15 protein-coding genes are annotated in these 19,906 nt (G+C 72.8%); 11 read left to right on the forward strand and 4 right to left on the reverse strand.

The features are described from left to right. Window positions 1-349 precede the first annotated feature (349 nt). Window positions 350-1,195, reverse strand: coding sequence for a 3-methyl-2-oxobutanoate hydroxymethyltransferase (gene panB / locus ACPXB1_RS29050; RefSeq protein WP_355597816.1), 846 nt, complete (start codon window positions 1,193-1,195; stop codon window positions 350-352). A gap of 159 nt (window positions 1,196-1,354) precedes the next feature. Then, window positions 1,355-3,112 (reverse strand): NAD+ synthase, encoded by a 1,758-nt coding sequence (locus ACPXB1_RS29055; RefSeq protein WP_355632934.1) that lies wholly within the window; start codon window positions 3,110-3,112, stop codon window positions 1,355-1,357. A gap of 241 nt (window positions 3,113-3,353) precedes the next feature. On the opposite strand from ACPXB1_RS29055, the gene glnA reads away from it, so the two are divergent. The 5 genes from glnA to ACPXB1_RS29080 all read left to right on the forward strand — a co-directional run bounded on the left by glnA (window position 3,354) and on the right by ACPXB1_RS29080 (window position 8,228). Continuing rightward, window positions 3,354-4,703, forward strand: coding sequence for a type I glutamate--ammonia ligase (gene glnA / locus ACPXB1_RS29060; RefSeq protein WP_355597812.1), 1,350 nt, complete (start codon window positions 3,354-3,356; stop codon window positions 4,701-4,703). A gap of 87 nt (window positions 4,704-4,790) precedes the next feature. Then, on the forward strand, window positions 4,791-5,216 hold the full coding sequence (locus ACPXB1_RS29065) for a DUF350 domain-containing protein (RefSeq protein ID WP_053653223.1): 426 nt from the start codon (window positions 4,791-4,793) through the stop codon (window positions 5,214-5,216). A 31-nt stretch (window positions 5,217-5,247) separates the two neighbouring features. Continuing rightward, entirely contained in the window at window positions 5,248-5,940 is a 693-nt protein-coding gene (locus ACPXB1_RS29070; RefSeq protein ID WP_355597810.1) for a helix-turn-helix transcriptional regulator, read from the forward strand. A gap of 93 nt (window positions 5,941-6,033) precedes the next feature. Next, window positions 6,034-6,405 carry a VOC family protein gene (locus ACPXB1_RS29075; protein WP_355597808.1) on the forward strand — a complete coding sequence of 124 codons (372 nt, stop codon included), beginning with the start codon at window positions 6,034-6,036 and terminating at the stop codon, window positions 6,403-6,405. A gap of 461 nt (window positions 6,406-6,866) precedes the next feature. Next, window positions 6,867-8,228, forward strand: a complete 1,362-nt coding sequence (locus ACPXB1_RS29080; protein ID WP_355597806.1) for a M28 family peptidase — start codon at window positions 6,867-6,869, stop codon at window positions 8,226-8,228. 323 nt (window positions 8,229-8,551) lie between these two features. On the opposite strand, the gene ACPXB1_RS29085 is transcribed toward ACPXB1_RS29080, so the two are convergent. After that, window positions 8,552-9,082 (reverse strand): hypothetical protein, encoded by a 531-nt coding sequence (locus tag ACPXB1_RS29085; RefSeq protein ID WP_355597804.1) that lies wholly within the window; start codon window positions 9,080-9,082, stop codon window positions 8,552-8,554. 179 nt (window positions 9,083-9,261) lie between these two features. Between ACPXB1_RS29085 and ACPXB1_RS29090 the strand changes: the two genes are divergently transcribed. Beyond that, complete coding sequence (locus ACPXB1_RS29090; protein ID WP_355597802.1) at window positions 9,262-10,149, forward strand: virginiamycin B lyase family protein; 888 nt, start codon at window positions 9,262-9,264, stop codon at window positions 10,147-10,149. A gap of 137 nt (window positions 10,150-10,286) precedes the next feature. Here ACPXB1_RS29090 and ACPXB1_RS29095 read toward each other — a convergent pair whose 3' ends face one another. Next, the gene (locus ACPXB1_RS29095) at window positions 10,287-11,222 is read right to left on the reverse strand and encodes a S66 peptidase family protein (RefSeq protein ID WP_355632800.1); all 936 of its coding nucleotides are present in this window, start codon (window positions 11,220-11,222) and stop codon (window positions 10,287-10,289) included. An 85-nt stretch (window positions 11,223-11,307) separates the two neighbouring features. Here ACPXB1_RS29095 and ACPXB1_RS29100 point away from each other — a divergent pair, with 85 nt between their 5' ends. Genes ACPXB1_RS29100 through mptB (ACPXB1_RS29120) form a run of 5 tightly spaced genes read left to right on the forward strand, consistent with a single transcriptional unit; the run spans window position 11,308 to window position 19,739 of the window. After that, entirely contained in the window at window positions 11,308-12,075 is a 768-nt protein-coding gene (locus ACPXB1_RS29100; protein WP_355597798.1) for a type 1 glutamine amidotransferase, read from the forward strand. After that, window positions 12,075-15,092 (forward strand): bifunctional [glutamine synthetase] adenylyltransferase/[glutamine synthetase]-adenylyl-L-tyrosine phosphorylase, encoded by a 3,018-nt coding sequence (locus tag ACPXB1_RS29105; protein ID WP_355597796.1) that lies wholly within the window; start codon window positions 12,075-12,077, stop codon window positions 15,090-15,092. Before ACPXB1_RS29100 ends, ACPXB1_RS29105 begins: the two co-directional genes overlap by 1 nt. Beyond that, window positions 15,085-16,725: a hypothetical protein gene (locus ACPXB1_RS29110; protein ID WP_355597795.1), complete on the forward strand. Its 1,641-nt coding sequence runs from the start codon at window positions 15,085-15,087 to the stop codon at window positions 16,723-16,725. Before ACPXB1_RS29105 ends, ACPXB1_RS29110 begins: the two co-directional genes overlap by 8 nt. A gap of 48 nt (window positions 16,726-16,773) precedes the next feature. Then, entirely contained in the window at window positions 16,774-18,174 is a 1,401-nt protein-coding gene (gene mptB, locus ACPXB1_RS29115; protein WP_425736064.1) for a polyprenol phosphomannose-dependent alpha 1,6 mannosyltransferase MptB, read from the forward strand. Window positions 18,175-18,188: 14 nt separating this feature from the next. Beyond that, window positions 18,189-19,739: a polyprenol phosphomannose-dependent alpha 1,6 mannosyltransferase MptB gene (gene mptB / locus ACPXB1_RS29120; RefSeq protein WP_355632791.1), complete on the forward strand. Its 1,551-nt coding sequence runs from the start codon at window positions 18,189-18,191 to the stop codon at window positions 19,737-19,739. The last annotated feature ends 167 nt before the right edge of the window (window positions 19,740-19,906 follow it).

The following is a 19,906-nucleotide window of genomic DNA, read 5'->3' on the forward strand; positions in this document are numbered from 1 at the left end:
GCAGGCGGCCACTGCGGCTTCGGCCTGCTCCAACGCGTCAATCACAACCAAAGTTTAGAACGCATGTACGACAATTTCAGTCGCCATGATCGATCCGCCGCCGCCGGCGGCGGATGGCGCGCTGGCGACGGCGGGACCGGCCGATGCCCGAGGACGTGAGCCGACGGTCCCACCGCCACTGTCAGTGCCGAATGCCCGTGCCAGCGCAAGCTGCCGTGCCTGCGCTGAATGCCCGTACCAGCGCAAGGTGCCACGCCTGGGCTGGCAGCCGCGCCCCGGCTAGGGCGCCGCGCCAGCGCAGAGCACCTCGGCTGAGCTGAATCGCTGCCGGGAGCTAGGCCGCGGAGAGCTAGAAGGTGTGTTCCGCTGCCGGGAACTCGCCGCCGCGGACCTCGTCGGCGAAGCGGCGGGTGGCTTCGGTCAAGGTGCCGGCCAGGTCGGCGTACCGCTTCACGAAGCGGGGGGCCTTGCCGGTACGCAGGCCGGCCATGTCCTGCCAGACCAGCACCTGGGCGTCGGTGTCCGGGCCGGCGCCGATGCCGACAGTGGGGATGGGCAGTTCGTGGGTGATCTGCTTGGCCACCTCGCCCGGCACCATCTCCAGTACCACCGCGAAGGCACCCGCCTCGGTGACCGCCCGCGCGTCGGCGAGCACCTCGTCGGCCGTGTCGCCTCGACCCTGCACCCGGTAGCCGCCCAGGGTGTGCTCGCTCTGCGGCGTGAAACCGATGTGCGCCATCACCGGAATGCCGGCGCCGACGATGGCGGCGATCTGCGCGGCGCAGCGGCGGCCACCTTCCAGCTTCACCGCGTGGCAGCCGCCCTCTTTCATGAACCGTACGGCGGTGCGCAGCGCCTGGGTCGGGCCTTCCTCGTACGAGCCGAAGGGCAGGTCACCGACGATCAGGGCCTGCCGGGTCGAGCGCACCACGGCCCGTACCAGGGGGAGCAGGTCGTCGGTGGTGACCGGCAGGGTGGTCTCGTAGCCGAACACGTTGTTCGCCGCCGAATCGCCGACGAGCAGCACCGGTACGCCGGCCTGGTCGAAGATCCCTGCGGTGTACTGGTCGTACGAGGTGAGCATCGGCCACCGTTCGCCGCGCTCCTTGGCGGCGATCAGGTCCCTGGTGCGGACCCTACGGGTGGCCGGGCCGCCGTACAGCGCGGTCACCTCGTTCGGAGTGGACTCCACCATCACTGTCTCCTTCCTCGAGGCCGCCTGCGCGGTCCCCGGGTTCCGTCGTGATCGTCGCACCGGCGGACGGGGTGACGGCAGGGCGCAGTGGAAGATTTCACTCCCGTACGGTGGCGGGGCGCCGGGTCGGGTCAGCGACCCGGCGCCCATCTGGACGGCTCAGCCGTCCTCGCGCCACCGGTTGGTGATGGGGAGCCGGCGATCCCTGCCGAACGCCTTCATCGAGATTTTCGCGCCGGGCGCGGACTGCCGTCGCTTGTACTCGGCGGTATCCACCAGCCGGAGCACCTTGTCCACCACCGCCGGGTCGTGGCCGGACTCGACAAGCCCGTCCCGGCCGAGGTCGCCGTCGACGTACCCGATGAGGATCGGGTCCAGTACGTCGTAGTCGGGCAGGCTGTCGCTGTCCAGTTGACCCGGGCTCAGCTCGGCGCTCGGCGGCTTGCCGATGGAGTTCTCCGGGATCGGGGCGGTCTCGCCCCGGCGGGCCGCGTCGGCGTTGCGCCACTTCGCCAGCCGCCAGACCAGCGTCTTCCAGACGTCCTTGATCGGGTTGAAGCCGCCGACCGAGTCGCCGTACAGGGTGGAGTAGCCGACGGCCAGCTCGCTCTTGTTGCCGGTGGTCAGCACCAGGTGGCCCTCCTGGTTCGACAGCGCCATCAGGATGACGCCGCGGACCCGGGCCTGGAGGTTCTCCACCGCGATACCGGACAGCGACAGGTTGGCCAGGAAGCTGTCCACCATGGGCTGGATCGGCTCGACGCGGTAGTCCAGACCGGTGCGCTTGGCAAGGTCGGCGGCGTCTTCGCGGGAGTGCTCGGAGGAGTGCTGGCTGGGCAGCGACACCCCCACCACACGGTCGGGGCCCAGCGCGTCGACGGCCAGGGCGGCCACCACCGCCGAGTCGATGCCGCCGGAGAGGCCGAGCACCACAGACGGGAAACCGTTCTTGTTGACGTAGTCACGCAGGCCCAGCACAAGCGCCTGCCACACCTCCGCCTCGTCGGCCACCGGCTCGATCAGCCCGCCGGAGGCGGCCGGACCGGCCGGTGCGGGCGGGATCGTCTCCACGGTGCTGTGCACGACCCGCATGTTGTCCGCGACGCTCTGGGTGCCCGGCGCCGTGGTGGCGGCCGGCAGTTCGACGTCGTGTACGAGCAGGTGCTCGACGAACTGCGGGGCACGGGTGAGCAGTTCGCCGTCGGCCGTGACGATCATCGAGTCGCCCTCGAAGACCAGCTCGTCCTGGCCGCCGATCATGTTGACGTACGCGACTGTGGCGCCCGCCTCGGCGGCCCGGCGCCGGACCAGCGGCAGCCGGACGTCGTCCTTGTTCAGCTCGTACGGCGAGCCGTTGATGTTGACCACGAGGCCGACGCCGGCCTGCCGGGCGGCGGCGAACGGCCCGCCGGCCTGCCACAGGTCCTCGCAGATGGTCAGCGCGGTGTCGACGCCGCCGATGCGCACCACCGTCAGTTCGTCGCCGGGGACGAAGTAGCGGTCCTCGTCGAAGACGCCGTAGTTGGGCAGGTGGTGCTTGAAGTAGCGGGCGACAACAGTGCCCCGGTGCAGCAGCGCGGCGGCGTTGCGGGCGCCCCGGCCCGGCTCGGCGTCGCCGCTGACCTGCGGTGGGCCGTCGGCGTCGAGGTAGCCGACCACGACCGGCAGGTCACCGAGACCGTCGGCGGCGAGGTCCGCGGCGAGCCGCTCCAGGGCGGCGCGGGACGCGGCGATGAAGGAGCGCCGGAAGACGAGGTCCTCGACCGGGTATCCGGTAAGCATCATCTCCGGAAAGAGGACCAGCTGGGCGCCAGCGTCGGCGGCCCGGCGGGTCCAGCTGCGGACCAGGTCGGCGTTGCCGGAGAGGTCGCCGACTCTCGGGTTGACCTGGGACAGGGCGAGACGCAGGGTGGGCATGTGTTCATCTTGCCCCAGCTCCGCCCGGCCAATCCGTACCCTCGGACGAGATGGCGGCCACGCCACGGCGCACCCGGCGGCACCCGCGCCCGGCCGGCGTAGCTCGGCGGACGGGACACGAGGGGACGGGCGGCGGTGGTTCGCGTAACGTCTGCGTAACCAGGCCCGGGAACACTGGGCGGGCAGGTCGGGTGCAGCCCGACCAAGGCGGACAAAAAGAGTGTCGCGAGGGGTTGGGGAAGTGGACCGTCAGCAGGAGTTCGTCCTCCGCACGCTGGAAGAGCGGGACATCCGGTTCGTTCGGCTGTGGTTCACGGACGTGCTGGGCACGCTCAAGAGCGTCTCGGTGGCACCCGCGGAGCTGGAGTCCGCCTTCGAGGAGGGCATCGGCTTCGACGGCTCGGCGATCGAGGGCTTCGCCCGGGTCTTCGAGTCGGACATGGTTGCCATGCCCGATCCGACCACCTTCCAGGTCTTCCCGTTCGAGGGCGGGGTGAGCGGCGAGAGCGCGCGGATGTTCTGCGACATCCTGCTGCCCGACGGCGGCCCGTCCTGGGCCGACCCCCGGCACGTGCTGCGCCGGGCGCTGTCCAAGGCCGCCGAAAAGGGCTTCACCTTCTACACCCACCCGGAGATCGAGTTCTTCCTGCTGGAGAACGGTCCGCAGGACGGCTCGGTGCCCACCCCGGTGGACACCGGCGGCTACTTCGAGCACACCACCCACGCGGTGGCCCGCGACTTCCGCCGTCAGGGCGTGCTGGCGCTGGAGCGGATCGGCATCTCGGTGGAGTTCAGCCACCACGAGGTCGCCCCCGGCCAGCAGGAGATCGACCTGCGCTACGCCGACGCGCTCACCACCGCCGACAACATCATGACCTTCCGGCACGTGGTCAAGGAGGTGGCGCTCTCCACCGGAGTGCAGGCCAGCTTCATGCCGAAGCCGTTCACCGACCAGCCGGGCAGCGGCATGCACACCCACCTGTCGCTGTTCGAGGGCGAGCGCAACGCCTTCCACGACAGTGGCGACCCGATGAAGCTCTCCAAGGTGGCGAAGTCGTTCATCGCCGGCCTGCTGGTGCACGCCCGGGAGTACACGGCCGTCACCAACCAGTGGGTCAACTCCTACAAGCGGCTGTTCCCGCAGGCACTGCCGGACCGCATCACCGAGAGCCCGGCGTACGTCTGCTGGGGTCACCTGAACCGGTCCGCGCTGGTCCGGGTGCCCGCGTACGGCAAGCCCAACTCGGCCCGCGTCGAGGTCCGCTCACCGGACTCGGCGGCCAACCCGTACCTCGCCTTCGCGGTGCTGCTCGGCGCTGGCATGAAGGGCATCGAGGAGGGCTACGAGCTGCCGCCGGGCGCCGAGGACGACGTCTGGTCGCTGAGCAGCGCCGAGCGGCGTGCCATGGGCTACGAGGCGTTGCCGGAGAACCTCGCCGAGGCGATCGACGTGATGGCCGAGTCCGAACTGGTCGCCGAGGTGCTCGGGGAGCACGTCTTCGACTTCTTCCTGCGCAACAAGCGGGCCGAGTGGGAGCAGTACCGCCGCGAGGTCACCCCGTACGAGCGGCAGCGTTACCTGGCCCTGTAGAGCCGGCGCTGACGCGCTTGCATCCTGCCGCTATCGTCTCGATCACCGCGCCGGTACCCCTCCGGGCGGAGATTCGGGAGGCAGTCCGTGCTGGAGGATCTGTTCAGTGGCGCCTGGCAGAGCATCGTGTTCGGTGTCGTGGGCGTCGGGCTCATGGCGGCCGGATTCGGCCTGGTCGACCTGCTGACCCCCGGGCGACTGCGGGACCTGATCTGGGTCGACCGCAACGCCAACGCGGGGCTGCTGCTGGCCGCCAACCAGCTCGGCATCGCCGGGATCGTCTTCACGGCGATCCTGACCAGCTACAGCGACTTCGGTAAGGGGCTCGCCTCCACCGTGGTCTTCGGGCTGGTCGGGCTTGCCATCATGGCGTTGGCATTCGTGGTGCTCGACCTGCTCACCCCTGGCAAGCTCGGTGAGGTCATCTGCTCGCCCGAGCCGCACCCGGCCGCCCGGATCAGCGCCGCCACGCACTTCGGCGCCGCTCTGATCGTCTGCGCCTGCATCGCCTGAGGCTGTCGTACCCCGGATCTAGGTTCCGGGGGTGAACCGTACCGACCGCCTCTACGCCCTTGTCGAAGAGCTGCGCGCGATATCGCCGCGTCCGCGCAGCGCGCGCTGGCTGGCCCACCACTTCGAGGTCAGCACCCGCACCGTGGAGCGGGACATCACCGCGTTGCAGGGTGCCGGGGTGCCGATCTGGGCCGAGCCGGGCCGGGCCGGCGGCTACGTGGTCGACCGGGCGCGCACCCTGCCGCCGGTCAACCTGACGCCGGGCGAGGCGGTGGCAATGGCCGTCGCGCTGCACCGGCTGGGCGGCTCGCCGTTCGCCCCGGCCGCCGGCGTCGCGCTGCGCAAACTGGTAGCGGTGATGCCACCCGCCGCGGTTGCCGAGGCGCACCGGCTCGCCGGCCGGGTGCACCTGGTCGGTGGCGGGCCGGGCACCGCCGTCCCGGCCGCCGTGGCCGACGCGGTCGCCGCCGGGCGGGTGCTACGGCTGCGGTACGCCGACCGCGACGGCGCCGACTCGGCACGCGACGTGGAACCGCTCGGCTACCTGGGCAACGAGACGCACTGGTACCTGGTGGCCTGGTGCCGGCTGCGCGACGCTGTCCGCTGCTTCCGCACCGACCGGATCAGGTCCGTGCACCCGCTGGCCGAGTCGGTGACCCGGGAGTTGCGTCCCGGCGACCTCGACGTTCCTGTTGACCGGGTACGCCCGTTGAGCCTGGTCTGATCGTCTGCGAAACACCGACAGGACGCTGTCGCGGGCCGCGACGATGCTGCTTCTCGACGCCGGCCGTCCGGGCCGGCCCAGCGAGGAGGCAGCATGTCCAGCACGCCCGTGACCTGGTTCGAGATCGGCTCCGACCGGCCGGACGAGGCGCAACGCTTCTACACCGACCTGTTCGGCTGGAGCTTCGAGGAGCAGGGCGGCCCGGGTGGGTCGTACCGGCAGACGACGGCCGGCGGTGAGCGGGGGATCGGCGGCGCGATCCGGGGCCTCGGTGGGGACGAGGCGAACTACGCGATCTTCTACGCCGAGGTGGCGGACGTGGCGGAGGCCTGCCGGCGGGCCGAGTCGGCAGGCGGCACGGTGCTCGTGGCGCCGGTGACAACGCCGAGCGGTCTGGTACGCGCCTGGCTGCGTGACCCGTCCGGCAACCGGTTCGGCGTCTTCACGCCACCGGCCGGCGGCTGACCTCGACGGAGGTGCGTTCGTCGTCGGCTTGGACGGCGACGAACGCACCCGAATCGGGTTGTCGCGTCGCGGTGTTCTGGGATGTCGACGCCCGCGTTGTGGGATGGCGCGGATATCGGGTCGCCGCACATCAGTGGAATTTGTCACCAGTCCTTTTCGGCGTGTCGGGCGTAAACGGCCCGCCAGAGGTGATCAAGGCGGGCAAATCGTCGAGGACTGCCCCTGCCAGGGAGTATGCGCTGGTCCGCCTGGTGGAACGGGGTGACTGCCTGCCCTCCGACGACCGTCCGAACAGATCTTGGAGGCCGGCCCGGAGGTGGATAGGTTCGACCTTCCTCGGGCCTGCTCAGTCAACCATCGAGCAGGCCCGGCAAAGTAAGGAGAAGCACATGACCAACGGCGGTCACCCCATTACCCCCGCTACTGATTCAGCGTCGTCATCCAATGTGAACCGGCGCCGCATGCTGACCATTGCTCTCGGTGGCGCCGCCACCGTGGCTCTTCCGGCCCCGGCCTGGGCGGCAAACGACAAGCGCCCCGGTGCCAGCCGGAAGCCGGCCCTCACGTCGGACGATCGCAAGATCATCGCTCAGGTCTCGGCCGAGCGGGCCGTGAAGCACCTGCGTTACCTCAGTGAGGACATCGGTCCGCGCATCGGCGGCACCTCCTCCGAGCGCCGCGCCGCCGACTATATCGCCAAGGAACTGGCCCACCACGGCTACCGCGTCGAGCTGGAGCCGTTCGCGGTGGCGGACAAGTTCCTCGCCCAGCTCTCCTCGCCGGCCGGACTGCCCACCGACCTGAACTGGCAGGCCGGCGCCTCGGCGCACGCCGCGCTGGACACCACGGTCAGCGGCGACGTGGTCGACGTGGGCGCGGGCGCACCCGAGAACTACCCCGCGAGCGTTTCCGGCCAGATCGTGCTGATCGACTACGTGGCGGCCCGGCGTGAGCAGTTGGTCGCCACCGCGCTGGCCCGTGGGGCGGCCGCCGTGGTGTTCCTGGCCGCCGACGGCGTGCCGCCGCGGCGCAGTGGGACGTTCACGCCGACCCTGCCGGGCTCGGCCAACTCGCCGGTGCCGATCCCGGTGGTCGGTGTCGCGCAGGCGCAGAAGGAACGGCTGCGTGCCCTCGTCGCCTCCGGGCGGCGGCTCACGCTCGTCATCTCCACCGCCGCGCACCGCAACCTGACGTCCCACAACGTCATCGCCGAGCGGGTCGGACGCGCCGGCGCCAACGGGCCGGTCGTGATGGTCAGCGCCCACTACGACACTGTCATCGGCGCTCCCGGCGCCAACGACGACGGCTCCGGCACGGTGCTCTGCCTCGAGCTGGCCCGTGTCATGAAGGCCATCCCGGTCAACGCCACTCTCCGCTTCGCCCTGTGGGGCTCGGAGGAGCAGGGGCTGATCGGCTCGCGTTACCACGTGCGGCAGCTGCCGCAGGCGGAGCGGGACCGGTTCCTCGCCGTGTACCAGAACGACATGGTCGCCACCAGCTGGGACCCGGCGACCCGGTACTGGCAGCTGTCCTTCGACGGGCAGGCCAACCGGGCCACCGACGAGGTGACGGCCGCGGGCCTGCGCCTCGGCTACGACCCGCGCATGTCGCCGGTGACGCAGCGCGGCTCCAGCGACCACCAGTCCTTCCAGGAGGTCGGCATCGCCAGCGCCAACTTCTCCTGGCGTGGCGAGGAGAGCCCGGCGCTGCTGGAGCCTCCGTACCACACGCCCGAGGACACCATCGCCAAGAACATCAGCCTTGAGCGGCTTCAGGTCTCGCTCGAGCTGATCGGCTGCGCCGCGTACGCGACCGCTCGCTGAGGACTGTCCCGCCCTCTGTGACAGCGTTGGTGCCACGGGCGGTGGGACAGCGCGACGGGCGCCGCATCCGGGTACGTCCCGGGTGCGGCGCCCGTTCGTGTGTGCGGCTCTCCGGCGTTCGCGCAGCGAGCGGGGGCAGCACAACGCCTTGATCGACTCGGCTTCCTGGAAACCGGGGTGTCCCGGCGTGCTTGATGCCCCGGTTTCCAGGAAGCCGCGTTCGTTGCCGTCACAACAGCCACGAACCGTGGGGGAGCGGTGGGGGTGGTGGCCCGCCGGTGCCGTCCGGGAGGAGGCGCGGTCGGCACCGGCGGGGCCACCGGTCACTTGCCGGTCTGGCCGGACTCGTCGTCCTGAGTGGGCTCGCCCTTCGGGGCGTCCTGGCCGGGCTTGCCGTCCTGGCCGGGCTTGCCGTGCGGGCCGCCCTTACCGTGCGGGCCACCCTTGCCTGGGAACACGCCTGCCTCGGCGGCCTTGAGCACCGCGTCGGCCTGCTCCTGGGTCAGCTTGCCGTCCTCGACGGCCTGGTCCAGCCGCTCCTTCAGGGCGTCCTGCCGGTCCTGCGTCGACGGCCGCTCCGGCCTGTCGCCCTGCCGCTGCTCGTGCAGCTTCTCCAGCGCAGCGGTGACCTTGTCGGTCGACACGCCCAGCTCCTTGGCGAGCGCCTCGGCGAACTCGGCCTGCCGGTCGGCGTGCCGCTGCTGGCGGTCGCCGCCCTGGTCGGTGGTGCTGGCGCTCGGGGACGGGGTCTTGTCGTCGGCGAGAGCCACCGTCGGGGCGGCGATCCCGACGCCGAGCACCCCAGCGGCGGCGACGCCGGCAAGCAGGTGCTTCTTCGACATCTTGCGGATCATGCGAATCTCCTATCGGTGGTGATGCGATGACGTCACCGACAGTGACCGCCGGAGCTGGGCGCAACCCATGTCGAACCTGTCAGCGGGCTGGCAATCCGGGGGAAAGGGCCGGCTTTATTCGGGTTGCGTCACACCGGGGCGGCCGAAAGGCTGGGCGAAACCCGACGAAAGGGCATCGCATGACACAGACAGTCATCCGCGAGGTCGCGCTCACCGGGCCAGGCTCCGGCCCGTACTCGATCACTGTTGGTCCCGACGGCGCGCTCTGGCTGACGCTTGCCGGCTCCGGCGGCGTCGCCAGGCTCGGCCTCGACGGTGAGGTACGGACCTACCGCGCCGACCCGCCGGACAGCCGCCCTCTGATAATCGTCGCCGGCCCGGACGACGCGCTCTGGTACACCCGCTCGGGCGACGACCGGCTCGGCCGGATCACCGTCGACGGCAAGGTCGACTCGGTGGCGTTGCCGCCCGGCTGTGGGCCCTGCGGCCTGGCCGCCGGTGCGGACGGGGCCCTCTGGTACGCCGGCATGGCCGACGACACTGTCGGTCGGGTGACAGTCGACGGGATGGTCACCACGTATCCGCTGCCGGTCGCCAAGGGCTTCCCGTCGATGCTTGCCGCCGGCCCGGACGACGCGCTCTGGCTCACTCTCAACCAGGGCAACGCCATCGCCCGGGTGGATCTCGACGGTGCGGTGACTGTGCACCCGCTGCCCACCGAGGCCGCCGGGCCGGTCGGCATCACGGCCGGCGGCGACGGCGCGCTCTGGTTCGTCGAGATCGTCGCCGGGCAACTCGGCCGGATCACGCCCGACGGTCGGATCGACGAGTTCCCACTACCGGACCGCGCGGCACGCCCACACGCGATCGTCGCCGACCCGGGAGGCGGCTGCTGGTTCACCGAGTGGGGCGCCAACCGGATCGGCCACATCGACCCCGACGGCCGGATAACCGGCCACGACCTGCCGACCCCCGCCGCAGAACCCCACGGCCTAACGATCACCCCCGACGGCGCAGTCTGGGCCGCCCTAGAAATCGGCGCCGTAGCCCACCTACCCCCCACCTAATCCCCGCCCTGCCCCGCCCCGCCCCCGCCCTCCCGCCCCCACCCGCAGCGTGATCATGAGGTTGACGGGGGTTCGGACGCCCGCAAGCCCCGCCAACCTCATGATCAACAAGGTGGGTGGGGGTGGGGGGAGGGCGGTCAGGTTACTGCGGGGGTGACCGTTAGGGTGCCGGCGTCGGTGTTCAGGTGGGCCTCGGTGCCTACTGGGACTGTCAGCTGGCCGGGGCCGTGGCCGATCGGCAGGCCGCCGAGCACCGGTACGCCGAGGTCGCCGAGACGTTCGCCGAGCACGTCGGTGACAGTGGTGTCCCAGCCGTCGGCGCAGTCGGTGAACTGCCCCACCGCCACCCCCGCCAGCCCGTCGAGGGCACCCGCCCGGCGCAGTTGGGTGAGCATCCGGTCGACCTTGTACGGGGGTTCCTGGACGTCCTCGATGAGCAGCACCGCCCCGGTCAGGTCGGGCAGGTCCGGGGTGCCGACCGACGCGACGATCATGCACAGGTTGCCGCCGAGCAGGGTGCCGGTGGCCCGGCCCGCGACACGTACGCCGAAGGTGTCCTCTTCCGGCACCGCGGTGACCGTCACCGGTTCGGTGGTCATCAGCGCGGCGTGCAACGACTCGGCCGACCGCAGCGGGGTGCGCTCGTCCCGCCAGGCGGCGCCCGGGCCGTGTACGCCTGCCAGCCGGGCGCCCCGCCACAGCGCGAGTTGCAACGCGGTGATGTCGGAGAAGCCGGCCACCACCTTCGGATCGCGGCGGACGGCGGCCATGTCGAGGGCGTCCACGATCCGCTGCGCGCCGTACCCGCCACGGGTGCAGATGACCCCGCGCACCCGCGGGTCGGTGAACGCCTCGTTCAGGTCGGCGGCGCGCAGCTCGTCGGTGCCGGCCAGGTAACCGTGCCGGGCGTACGCGTTGGACCCCAGCACCGGCCGCAACCCCCAACCGGTGAGCAGCTCCACCCCTCGCGCCACCCGCTCCGGCGAGGTCGGCCCGGACGGCGACACAAGCGCCACAGTGTCGCCGGGGCGCAGCACGGGCGGGCGGACCGCAGCGGTGTCCTCGCTGATCACAACCGCAGAGCCTAACGAGCCGCAACGACGGCGCGTGCCCGTGCCGGGGAGTGGCACCACGAAGCGCACCGGCTAGCCTCGACGGGTGGCAACCGCGCTGGTTATCGAGAACGACCCGACGGACGACGCGCGCCGGCTGGGTGAGTGGCTGACCGAGGCAGGGCTGGAACTGGAGGTGGTCCGCCCGCACGCCGGTGACGAGCTTCCCGCCGACCTTGAGGGGTATGCGGCGCTCGTGGTGCTCGGCGGCGACCAGCAGGCGTACCCGCTTGCGGACGGCTCGCCCGGCGCACACTGGTTTCCCGCGGTGGAGGGCCTGCTGCGCAAGGCGGTCCGCTACCGGGTACCCACCCTGGCCGTCTGCCTGGGCGCGCAGCTGCTCGCCACCGCGCACGCAGGCCTTGTCGAACGGAGCCCGTCCGGGCCGGAGATCGGCCCCGGCGTGGTCGGCCGGCGCGACGCCGCCGAGGGTGACCCGCTGTTCCGGTACGTCCCGCTGATCCCGGACGTCCTCCAGTGGCACTCCGACGAGATCACCGAGCTGCCCCGAGGCGCCACCCTGCTGGCGGCGTCCACCCGCTACCCGCATCAGGCGTTCCGGCTCGGTGACCGGGCCTGGGGCCTCCAGTTCCACATCGAATGCGACACCGCGATGATCGCCGACTGGGCGGCCGACTCGGCCCTGCTCGCCGAACTGGGCTACGACCCGGAGCTGGTGGTGGCGGCCTGCGACGCGGTGATGGTCGACGTCGAGGAGGTCTGGCAGCCGTTCGCCGCCCGGTTCGCCGCGCTGGCCCTCGGCGAGCTGGACGACAGCACGACGCGGCGCGGCCTGCCGCTGCTCGGGCACTGATGAGCCGGCCGACCAGGACGCCGGGCCGGCTCGCGCGCTACGGCTTCGGCACCGCCGAGGGCGACGGCGGGGCACGCGCCGCCGACCTGCTCGGCCCGGACGGGCTGCGCCTGTGGCTGCCGGTCGAGCAGGAGCCTGTCGACGAGCGGGCCGGTGAACTGCTCGCCGCGCTGTCCCGGGCCGCCGACCCGGATCTGGCGCTGCGCCAACTGCACCGCATCGTGGAGGCCGAAGGCCGCACCACCGACGGCACCGAGTCGCCGCTCCTCGCCGAGCTGCACACCGACCCCGGGCTGCGGCGACGGCTGATCGCGGTGCTCGGCGCATCGTCGGCGCTCGGCGACCACCTGGTGGCCCATCCCGAGCACTCCGCGACGCTGCGGACCGCTCCGGACGGGCTCGCGCCGCTGGCCGAGGGCCGGCTGGAGCCGACCGACGGTGGCAATGCCGTGGCGGCGCTGCGGACCGCGTACCGGCTGGCTCTGCTGCGGATCGCGGCGGCCGACCTGACCGGCGGGCGGGCCCTGGAACAGACGATGGCGGCGCTGTCCGCGCTCGCCGACGCGACGCTCACCGCGGCGTACGAGATCGCCGTCGCGGAGCTGGCGGACGGCACCGAACGGCCCCGCCTCGCGGTGGTGGCGATGGGCAAGTGCGGTGGCGGCGAGCTGAACTACGTCTCCGACGTGGACGTCATCTTCGTGGCCGCCGAGGACGCCGACCTGTCCGCCGCGACACTTGTGGCGACCCGGCTGATCCAAATCTGTGGGCTTGTCGCCTGGCCGGTGGACGCCGCGCTGCGCCCCGAGGGCAACCGTGGCCCGTTGGTGCGTACCCTCGCGAGTCACCTGGCCTACTACCGGCGGTGGGCGCGCACCTGGGAGTTCCAGGCGCTGCTCAAGGCCCGCCCGGCCGCCGGTGACCTGCCGCTGGCCCAGGAGTGGATCGACCAGCTCGCGCCGCTGGTGTGGCGGGCGGCCGAGCGCCCCGAGGCGGTCGAGGACGTCCGCGCGATGCGCCGCCGGATCATCGACCACATCCCGCCGAAGGAGCTGGAACGCGAGATCAAGCGTGGCCCGGGCGGGCTGCGCGACATCGAGTTCGCCGTCCAGTTGCTGCAACTCGTGCACGGTCGCGGCGACGAGACGCTGCGGGCGCCCGGCACCATCCCGGCGCTGCGCGCGCTCGTCGCCGGTGGCTACGTCGGCCGGGCCGACGGCGAGGCGCTGCTGCGCGGCTACCGCTTCCTGCGCAGCGTCGAGCACCGCCTCCAGTTGCAGGCCCTGCGCCGTACCCACACCGTGCCCACCGAACCGGGCGCGCTGCGCTGGCTCGCCGCCGCGCTGGGCTTCACGGCCACGCCGGGGCGCAGCGCCGTGGAGAGCTTCCGGGCCGAGTGGGTCACCCACGCCGCCGAGGTACGCCGGCTGCACGCCAAACTGCTCTACCGGCCGCTGCTGGAGTCGGTGGCCCGGGTGCCGGCCGACGGGCTGCGGCTCACCCCGGAGGCGGCCAGGAACCGGCTGGAGATCCTCGGCTTCGCCGACCCGGCCGGGGCATTGCGTCACCTCCAGGCGCTCACCGGCGGGGTGAGCCGTACGGCCGCCATCCAGCGGACCCTGCTGCCGGTGCTGCTCAGCGAGTTCGCCGACGCGCCGGAACCCGACCGGGGTCTGCTCAACTACCGCAAGGTCTCCGACAAGCTGGGCAGCACCCCCTGGTATCTGCGGCTGCTGCGCGACGGCGGCCCGGTCGCCAGGCGGCTCGCCCGGGTCCTGTCCGTGTCCCGGTACGCCGCCGACCTGCTCGCCCGCGACCCGGAGGCGCTGCGGCTGCTGGCCGAGGAGAACGAGCTGACGCCCCGCTCCCGCGAGGTCGTCCGGGAAGGATTCCTCGCGGCCGCCGCCCGGCACAGCGACCCGGTCGAGGCGACCCGCGCGGTACGGGCGCTGCGACGGCGGGAGCTGGTCCGGGTGGCCTGCGCCGACGTGCTCAGCCGGGCCGGCGCGCTCGCACCCAGCCCCACCCGCCCGGACGGCGCGAAACGCCCACCACCCGGGCTCGCCGACATCACCGAGGTCGGCACGGCGCTCTCCGACGTCACCGACGCCACCCTCGCCGCCGCGCTGCGTGCCGCCCGGGCCAGCCAGCCGGCACCGGAAGGGCTGCGGTTCGCCGTGATCGGCATGGGACGGCTCGGCGGGTACGAGTCGAACTACCTCTCCGACGCCGACGTGCTCTTCGTCTACGACCAACCAGCAGGCACCGGCGAGGCAGCCGCCAGAACCGCCGCGCAGGCGATCGCCGAGGAACTGCGCCGGCTGCTCGGCGTACCCGCACCCGACCCGCCGCTGGGTGTCGACGCCGACCTGCGCCCGGAGGGCCGGCAGGGCCCACTGGTCCGCAGCCTCGCCGCGTACGCCCAGTACTACGCCCGCTGGTCGCGTGTGTGGGAGGCGCAGGCACTGCTGCGCGCCCGGTTCGTGTGCGGCGACGCCGACCTGGGTGCCGATTTCGAGACGATGATCGACCCGGTGCGGTACCCGGCCGGCGGGCTCACCCGCGAACAGATCGTCGAGATCCGCCGGATCAAGGCCCGCGTGGAGAACGAGCGGCTGCCCCGGGGCGCCGACCCGGCCACCCACACGAAGCTGGGGCGCGGCGCGCTCGCCGACGTGGAGTGGGCGGTGCAGCTCGTCCAGCTCCGGCACGCCGGCGACGTACCGGCGCTGCGTGGCACGCGTACCCTCGACGCCCTCGCGGCGGCCGAGCGGGCCGGCCTGATCGACCCGGCGGACGCCGCCGAGATGGCCGCCGGGTGGTCCCTTGCCGCGCAGGTCCGCAACGCGCTGATGCTGGTCCGGGGCCGGGCCGGCGACCAGCTGCCCCGGCACGGGGTGGAGTTGGCCGGGGTGGTGCGGCTGCTCGGCCGCGACGACCCGGGGGAGTTCCTCGACGAGTACCTGCGGGTCGGCCGCCGCTCCCGCGCCGCCACCGAACGGGTCCTCAATGCCTGATGCGGTGACCCGCCCCGCCGGGCAGCGCACCGGAAACGACCGCTCACCGCACGCGGTCTGGGCGCTGGTCACCGGGGCAGCGGTGGCGCTCGCCGCCGCGTTCCTCGTCGCGCCACGGATGGGCACCGACCTCGCCGCCCAGGTGGCGCGTGCCGAGTTCGCCGACAGCTACGGTGGCGCGCCGCTGGACCTCGGCTGGTACGGCGGCGTCAACCAGTACGGGTACAGCCTGTTCACGGCCAGGTTGGGCGCACTTGTCGGGATGCGGCCGCTGGGGGCGATCGCCGCTGTGCTCGGCGCGGCGGCGCTGGGCTGGCTGTTCATCCGGAACCGGGCGCGGCGGCCACTGCTGGCCGGCCTCCTGGGTGCCGTGGTGCTTGTCGGCAACCTGGCGAGCGGTCGGATCACCTTCGCCGTCGGGTTGGCGTTCGGGCTGCTGGCGCTCTGCGCGGTAAGCGCGGACCGCCCACCCCGTCCGGTTCGGCTGGCGCTCGCCGCCGCCTGCGCCGCCCTTGCCACGGCGGCGAGCCCTGTCGCCGGCCTGTTCACCGGGCTGGCGGGCGCGGCGTTGCTGCTTGTCGCAGTGCGTCGCGGGGACGGTCCGGGGCGCCCACTGCCGGGTGGTTGGCGGGTGGAGCGACCCCTCGCCGAAGGGCTCGTCCTGGCTGTCGCGCCCGCTGTCACCCTGGCACCGATCGCGGTCCTCTTCGGCAACGGAGGCACCCAGCCGTACTCGGCCGAGTCGATGCGGATAAACGTGGCGCTCGCCGTGCTGGTGGCCGTGGTGCTGCCGCGCCGACGTCGGGTGTTGCGCGTCGGCGCGTTGCTCACAGTGCTGCTCCTGGTCGGGGCCTACTACGTGCCCAGCCCGATCGGTTCCAACGCGCTGCGCCTGCCGATGCTCTTCGCGCTGCCCGTGCTTGCCGGCTACGCGGCGCTGCCGGGGCCGTGGCTGGCCGGGCTGCTCGCCGCGACGGTCTGGTGGCAGTCGCCGGTGATGACAAGCGACGTCACCCGGGCCGGCTCCCCGGAGAGCGCCCCGGCGTTCTACCGGCCGCTCGTCGACGAACTGGAACGGCGGCAGCCCATCGGGCGGGTCGAGGTGGTGCCGCTGCGCGACCACTGGGAGTCCGCGTACGTGCCGCCGACAGTGCCGCTGGCCCGGGGCTGGGAACGCCAGGTGGACAGCGATCGCAACGCGCTGTTCTACGACGGCACCCTGAACGCTGCCACCTACGAGCAGTGGCTCCGCGACGAGGCGGTGACCTACGTGGCGCTCGCCCCGGACGCCCCCGCCGACCGGTGGGGGCGCGACGAGGCCACGCTGATCCGCACCGGTCTGCCGTACCTGCGGGAGGTCTGGAGCGATTCGACCTGGCGCATGTACGCCGTCGTCGATCCGACGCCGCTGGTCGGAGCGCCGGGCCAGCTCGTCACCGCCGACCGGGGCGCGGTCCGGCTCACCGCAGCGCCCGGCGACGTGCAGGTACGGGTGCGGTGGTCCCGCTGGCTGTCGCTTACCGGCCCGGACGGCTGCGTGCGGCCCGGGGCGGACGGGTGGACCGAGGTGCACGTCCGCGCCCCCGGCGACTACACGATCTCCAGCAGCCTCACGCCGGCGGGCCACTGCTGACGGTGCCTGCCGTCGGCCACCTACCCGGGTGCTGGCAGCATGTCGGACGTGCCTTCCCACCTCGCGCGCTGGACCGGCCTGGCCGGCGCGATGCTGCTCGCGCTGTCCGCGTTCCTCGGCGGCGCGTTTCCCAGCGGCCCCCTGCGCAGCACCCCGGTCAGCATCTGGCAGGGCACCAACGGCCCGCTGATCCTGGCCGCCTGGCTGGTCGGTGCCGGCCTCATGGCGTACGCCTGGTGGGCTCTGCGTGACGGTGGGCCATCGACCCGCTGGGCTCTGGTCACCGTGGGGCTGTGGATGCTGCCGCTGCTCGTCGCACCGCCCTTCGGCAGCCGGGACGTGTACGCGTACACCTGCCAGGGCGCCAGCTTCGCCGGCGGCATCAGCCCGTACGAGCAGGGTGTCTCCGCGCTGCCCTGCCCCTGGTTGGAGACGGTTTCCCCGATCTGGCGGGACACCCCGGCGCCGTACGGACCGCTGTTCGTGCTCATCGCGGGCGCAGTGGTCAAGGCCACCGGTTCGCTTACCGCCAGCATCGTGCTGTTCCGGGCGCTGTCGCTTGTCGGCGTGGTGCTGAGCGCGTGGGCGCTTCCGGTGCTGGCGCGTCGGGCCGGTGTGCCGGCCAAGCGGGCCGTGTGGCTGGCGCTGGGCTCCCCGCTGGTCGCCGCGCACCTGATCGGTGGCCCACACAACGACGTGTTGATGCTCGCCGCGCTTGTCGGTGGGCTCGCAGTGGTGGCGTCGCACCAGGGCCGGCCCGGAATGCTGCTGGTCGGCGGCCTACTGCTCGGCATCGCTGTGGCGATCAAGAGCACCGCCGTGGTGGTGGTGCCGTTCGCCGCGCTGGCGGCCACCGCCGGCCCGTACCGGATCCGCACGCTGATCCGCGACGGCGGCTGGGTGGTCGGCGGGGCGGTCGCCGCCGTCGTGGGAGTGACAGTCGCGGGCGGGTTGGACTTCGGCTGGGTCGGCGGGCTGTCCCAGGGCGGTGCCGCCATCGCCTGGACGTCCCCGCCGACTGCCGTCGGGCAGACCATCGGCTACATCGCGGCACTGTTCGGCGGCCACGTCGACGCGCTGCCGGTGACCCGCGGGATCGCCGTCGTGCTGCTGGCCGTACTCCTCGTCTGGCTCTGGTGGCGGGCACGAACCCGCGACCCGCTGTACTACGCCGGTCTCGCGCTTGCCGTCACTGTCGCGCTCTCGCCGGTGGTGCATCCCTGGTACTGGACGTGGCCGCTGTTCGTGCTGGCGGCCACCGCCCGCCGCACCGGCTGGTTCGTCGTGGTCACGCTCGTCGCGTCGTTCCTGGTGCTGCCCAACGGCACCGGGCTGCCCCGGTTCACCAAGACGGTCGGTGCGCCACTGATGACGCTGTTGGTGATCGTGGTGGTCGTCTGGTTGGTACGGTCGGCTCGGGCGGCCCGGCAGCCGGTCGCCACCGACTGAGGGAAGGTGCGCCGGTGACCGCTCCCGGCGCACCCGACCGGCCCCCCGACCGGCCTGCCTCGCCGCGCCCCGGTCCGCCGCTTGCTGTTTCGTCGGGGGCGGCTACAGCGGCGCGCTACGGCGGGCTGGCCGGCGCCGTTCTGCTCGCCGTGGCCGGGTATCTCGGCGGGGCGCTGCCCGACTCCCCGCTCGGCGCCACGCCAGCGTCGATCTGGCGGGCCCCGGGCGGCCCCGCCACGCTGATCTGCTGGCTCGTCGGCACCGCGCTGCTGGTCGGCGCATGGTGGTCGTTGCGCTCGGGCGCGCCGTCGACCCGCTGGGCGTACGTCACCGCCGGGCTGTGGGCACTGCCTCTGCTCGTCGCGCCGCCGCTGGGCAGCCGGGACGTCTACTCGTACGCCTGCCAGGGCTGGACGTACGCGCACGGCGTCGACCCGTACACAGTCGGGGTGGCGGCGGCGGGTTGCCCGTGGGTGGACACGGTGGCGCCGATCTGGCGGGACACCCCCGCGCCGTACGGGCCGGTGTTCGTGCTGCTCGCGGCGCTCGCGGTCGCCCTCGGCAGTGGGCTCACCGGCACTGTCGTGCTGCTACGCGTGATCGCCGTGGCGGGGCTGCTGCTCGCCGCGTTCTGCCTGCCCGGGTTGGCGCGCGCAGTCGGGGTGCCGACCCGGCGGGCGGCCTGGCTGGCGCTGGCCGGGCCGCTGGTCGGCGTACACCTGGTGGCCGGCGCGCACAACGACGCGATGATGCTCGGGCTGCTGCTGTGCGGGCTGCTGGTGGTGGTCCGTCGACCCGGCCGGCCGTCGGCGCTGCTGCTCGCCGGGGTGCTGCTCGGGCTTGCCGTGACAGTGAAGGCAAGCGCCGTGGTGGTCGTGCCGTTCGCCGTACTGGCCGGCGTGCACGGCCGGTACACAGTGCGGGCGCTGCTGCGCGGCGGTGGCTGGCTGGCCGGAGGGCTGCTCGCCGCGCTGCTGGTCGCCTCGGCGCTGTCCGGCCTCGGGTTCGGCTGGGTGGGCGGCCTGACCCACAGCGGGGACTCCGAGCAGTGGACGTCGCCACCCACAGCCGTCGGCCTGGTCGTGGACTACGCGGGCGCACTTGTCGGCCGGGACCCGCAGGCGGTGCCGGTGGCCCGGGCGGTCGCGTTGCTGCTGCTCGCCGGGGTCCTCGTGGTGTTGTGGTGGCGGGGCTGGCAGGCGCTGCGCGCGTTGAACGACGTACGGCGGCGGGTGACAGGCATCGACGCGGCCCGCCCCCGGGTGGCGCTGCGCGGTGCGGCGCTGGCGCTGGTCGCCACCGTCGTGCTGTCCCCGGTCTTCCACCCCTGGTACGCGACCTGGCCGCTGGCGCTGCTCGCGCTCACCGCAACTCGGACGACGTGGTTCGTGGTGCCGGCCTCGGTGGCGGCGTTCCTGGCCCTGCCGGACGGCACCAACCTGGCCCGCTTCACAAAGGCCCCTGGCGCGCTGGCGATGACGGCGCTGCTCGTGGTGATGCTCGTCCTGTGCGTTAGCCCCGGGACACGCGCGCGCCGCCAGGATCGTGCAACATCCTGGATGTAGTGGTGTCCCGCGATGCCGAGGCCACTACATCCAGGATCGAGCACGATCTGGGCGTGGGCGTGGGGGCGTTGCAAACGGCCGGGCCGGCTCCGCGATGTGCGGAGCCGGCCCCGCCCGGGGGGTAGAGGCAACGCAGCAGAAGGATTGAAAGGCGGACCCCGGGGGGG

Origin of the sequence: Micromonospora sp. DT68, assembly GCF_049847245.1 — a bacterium.
GTDB classification, from domain to species: Bacteria; Actinomycetota; Actinomycetes; order Mycobacteriales; family Micromonosporaceae; genus Micromonospora; species Micromonospora profundi.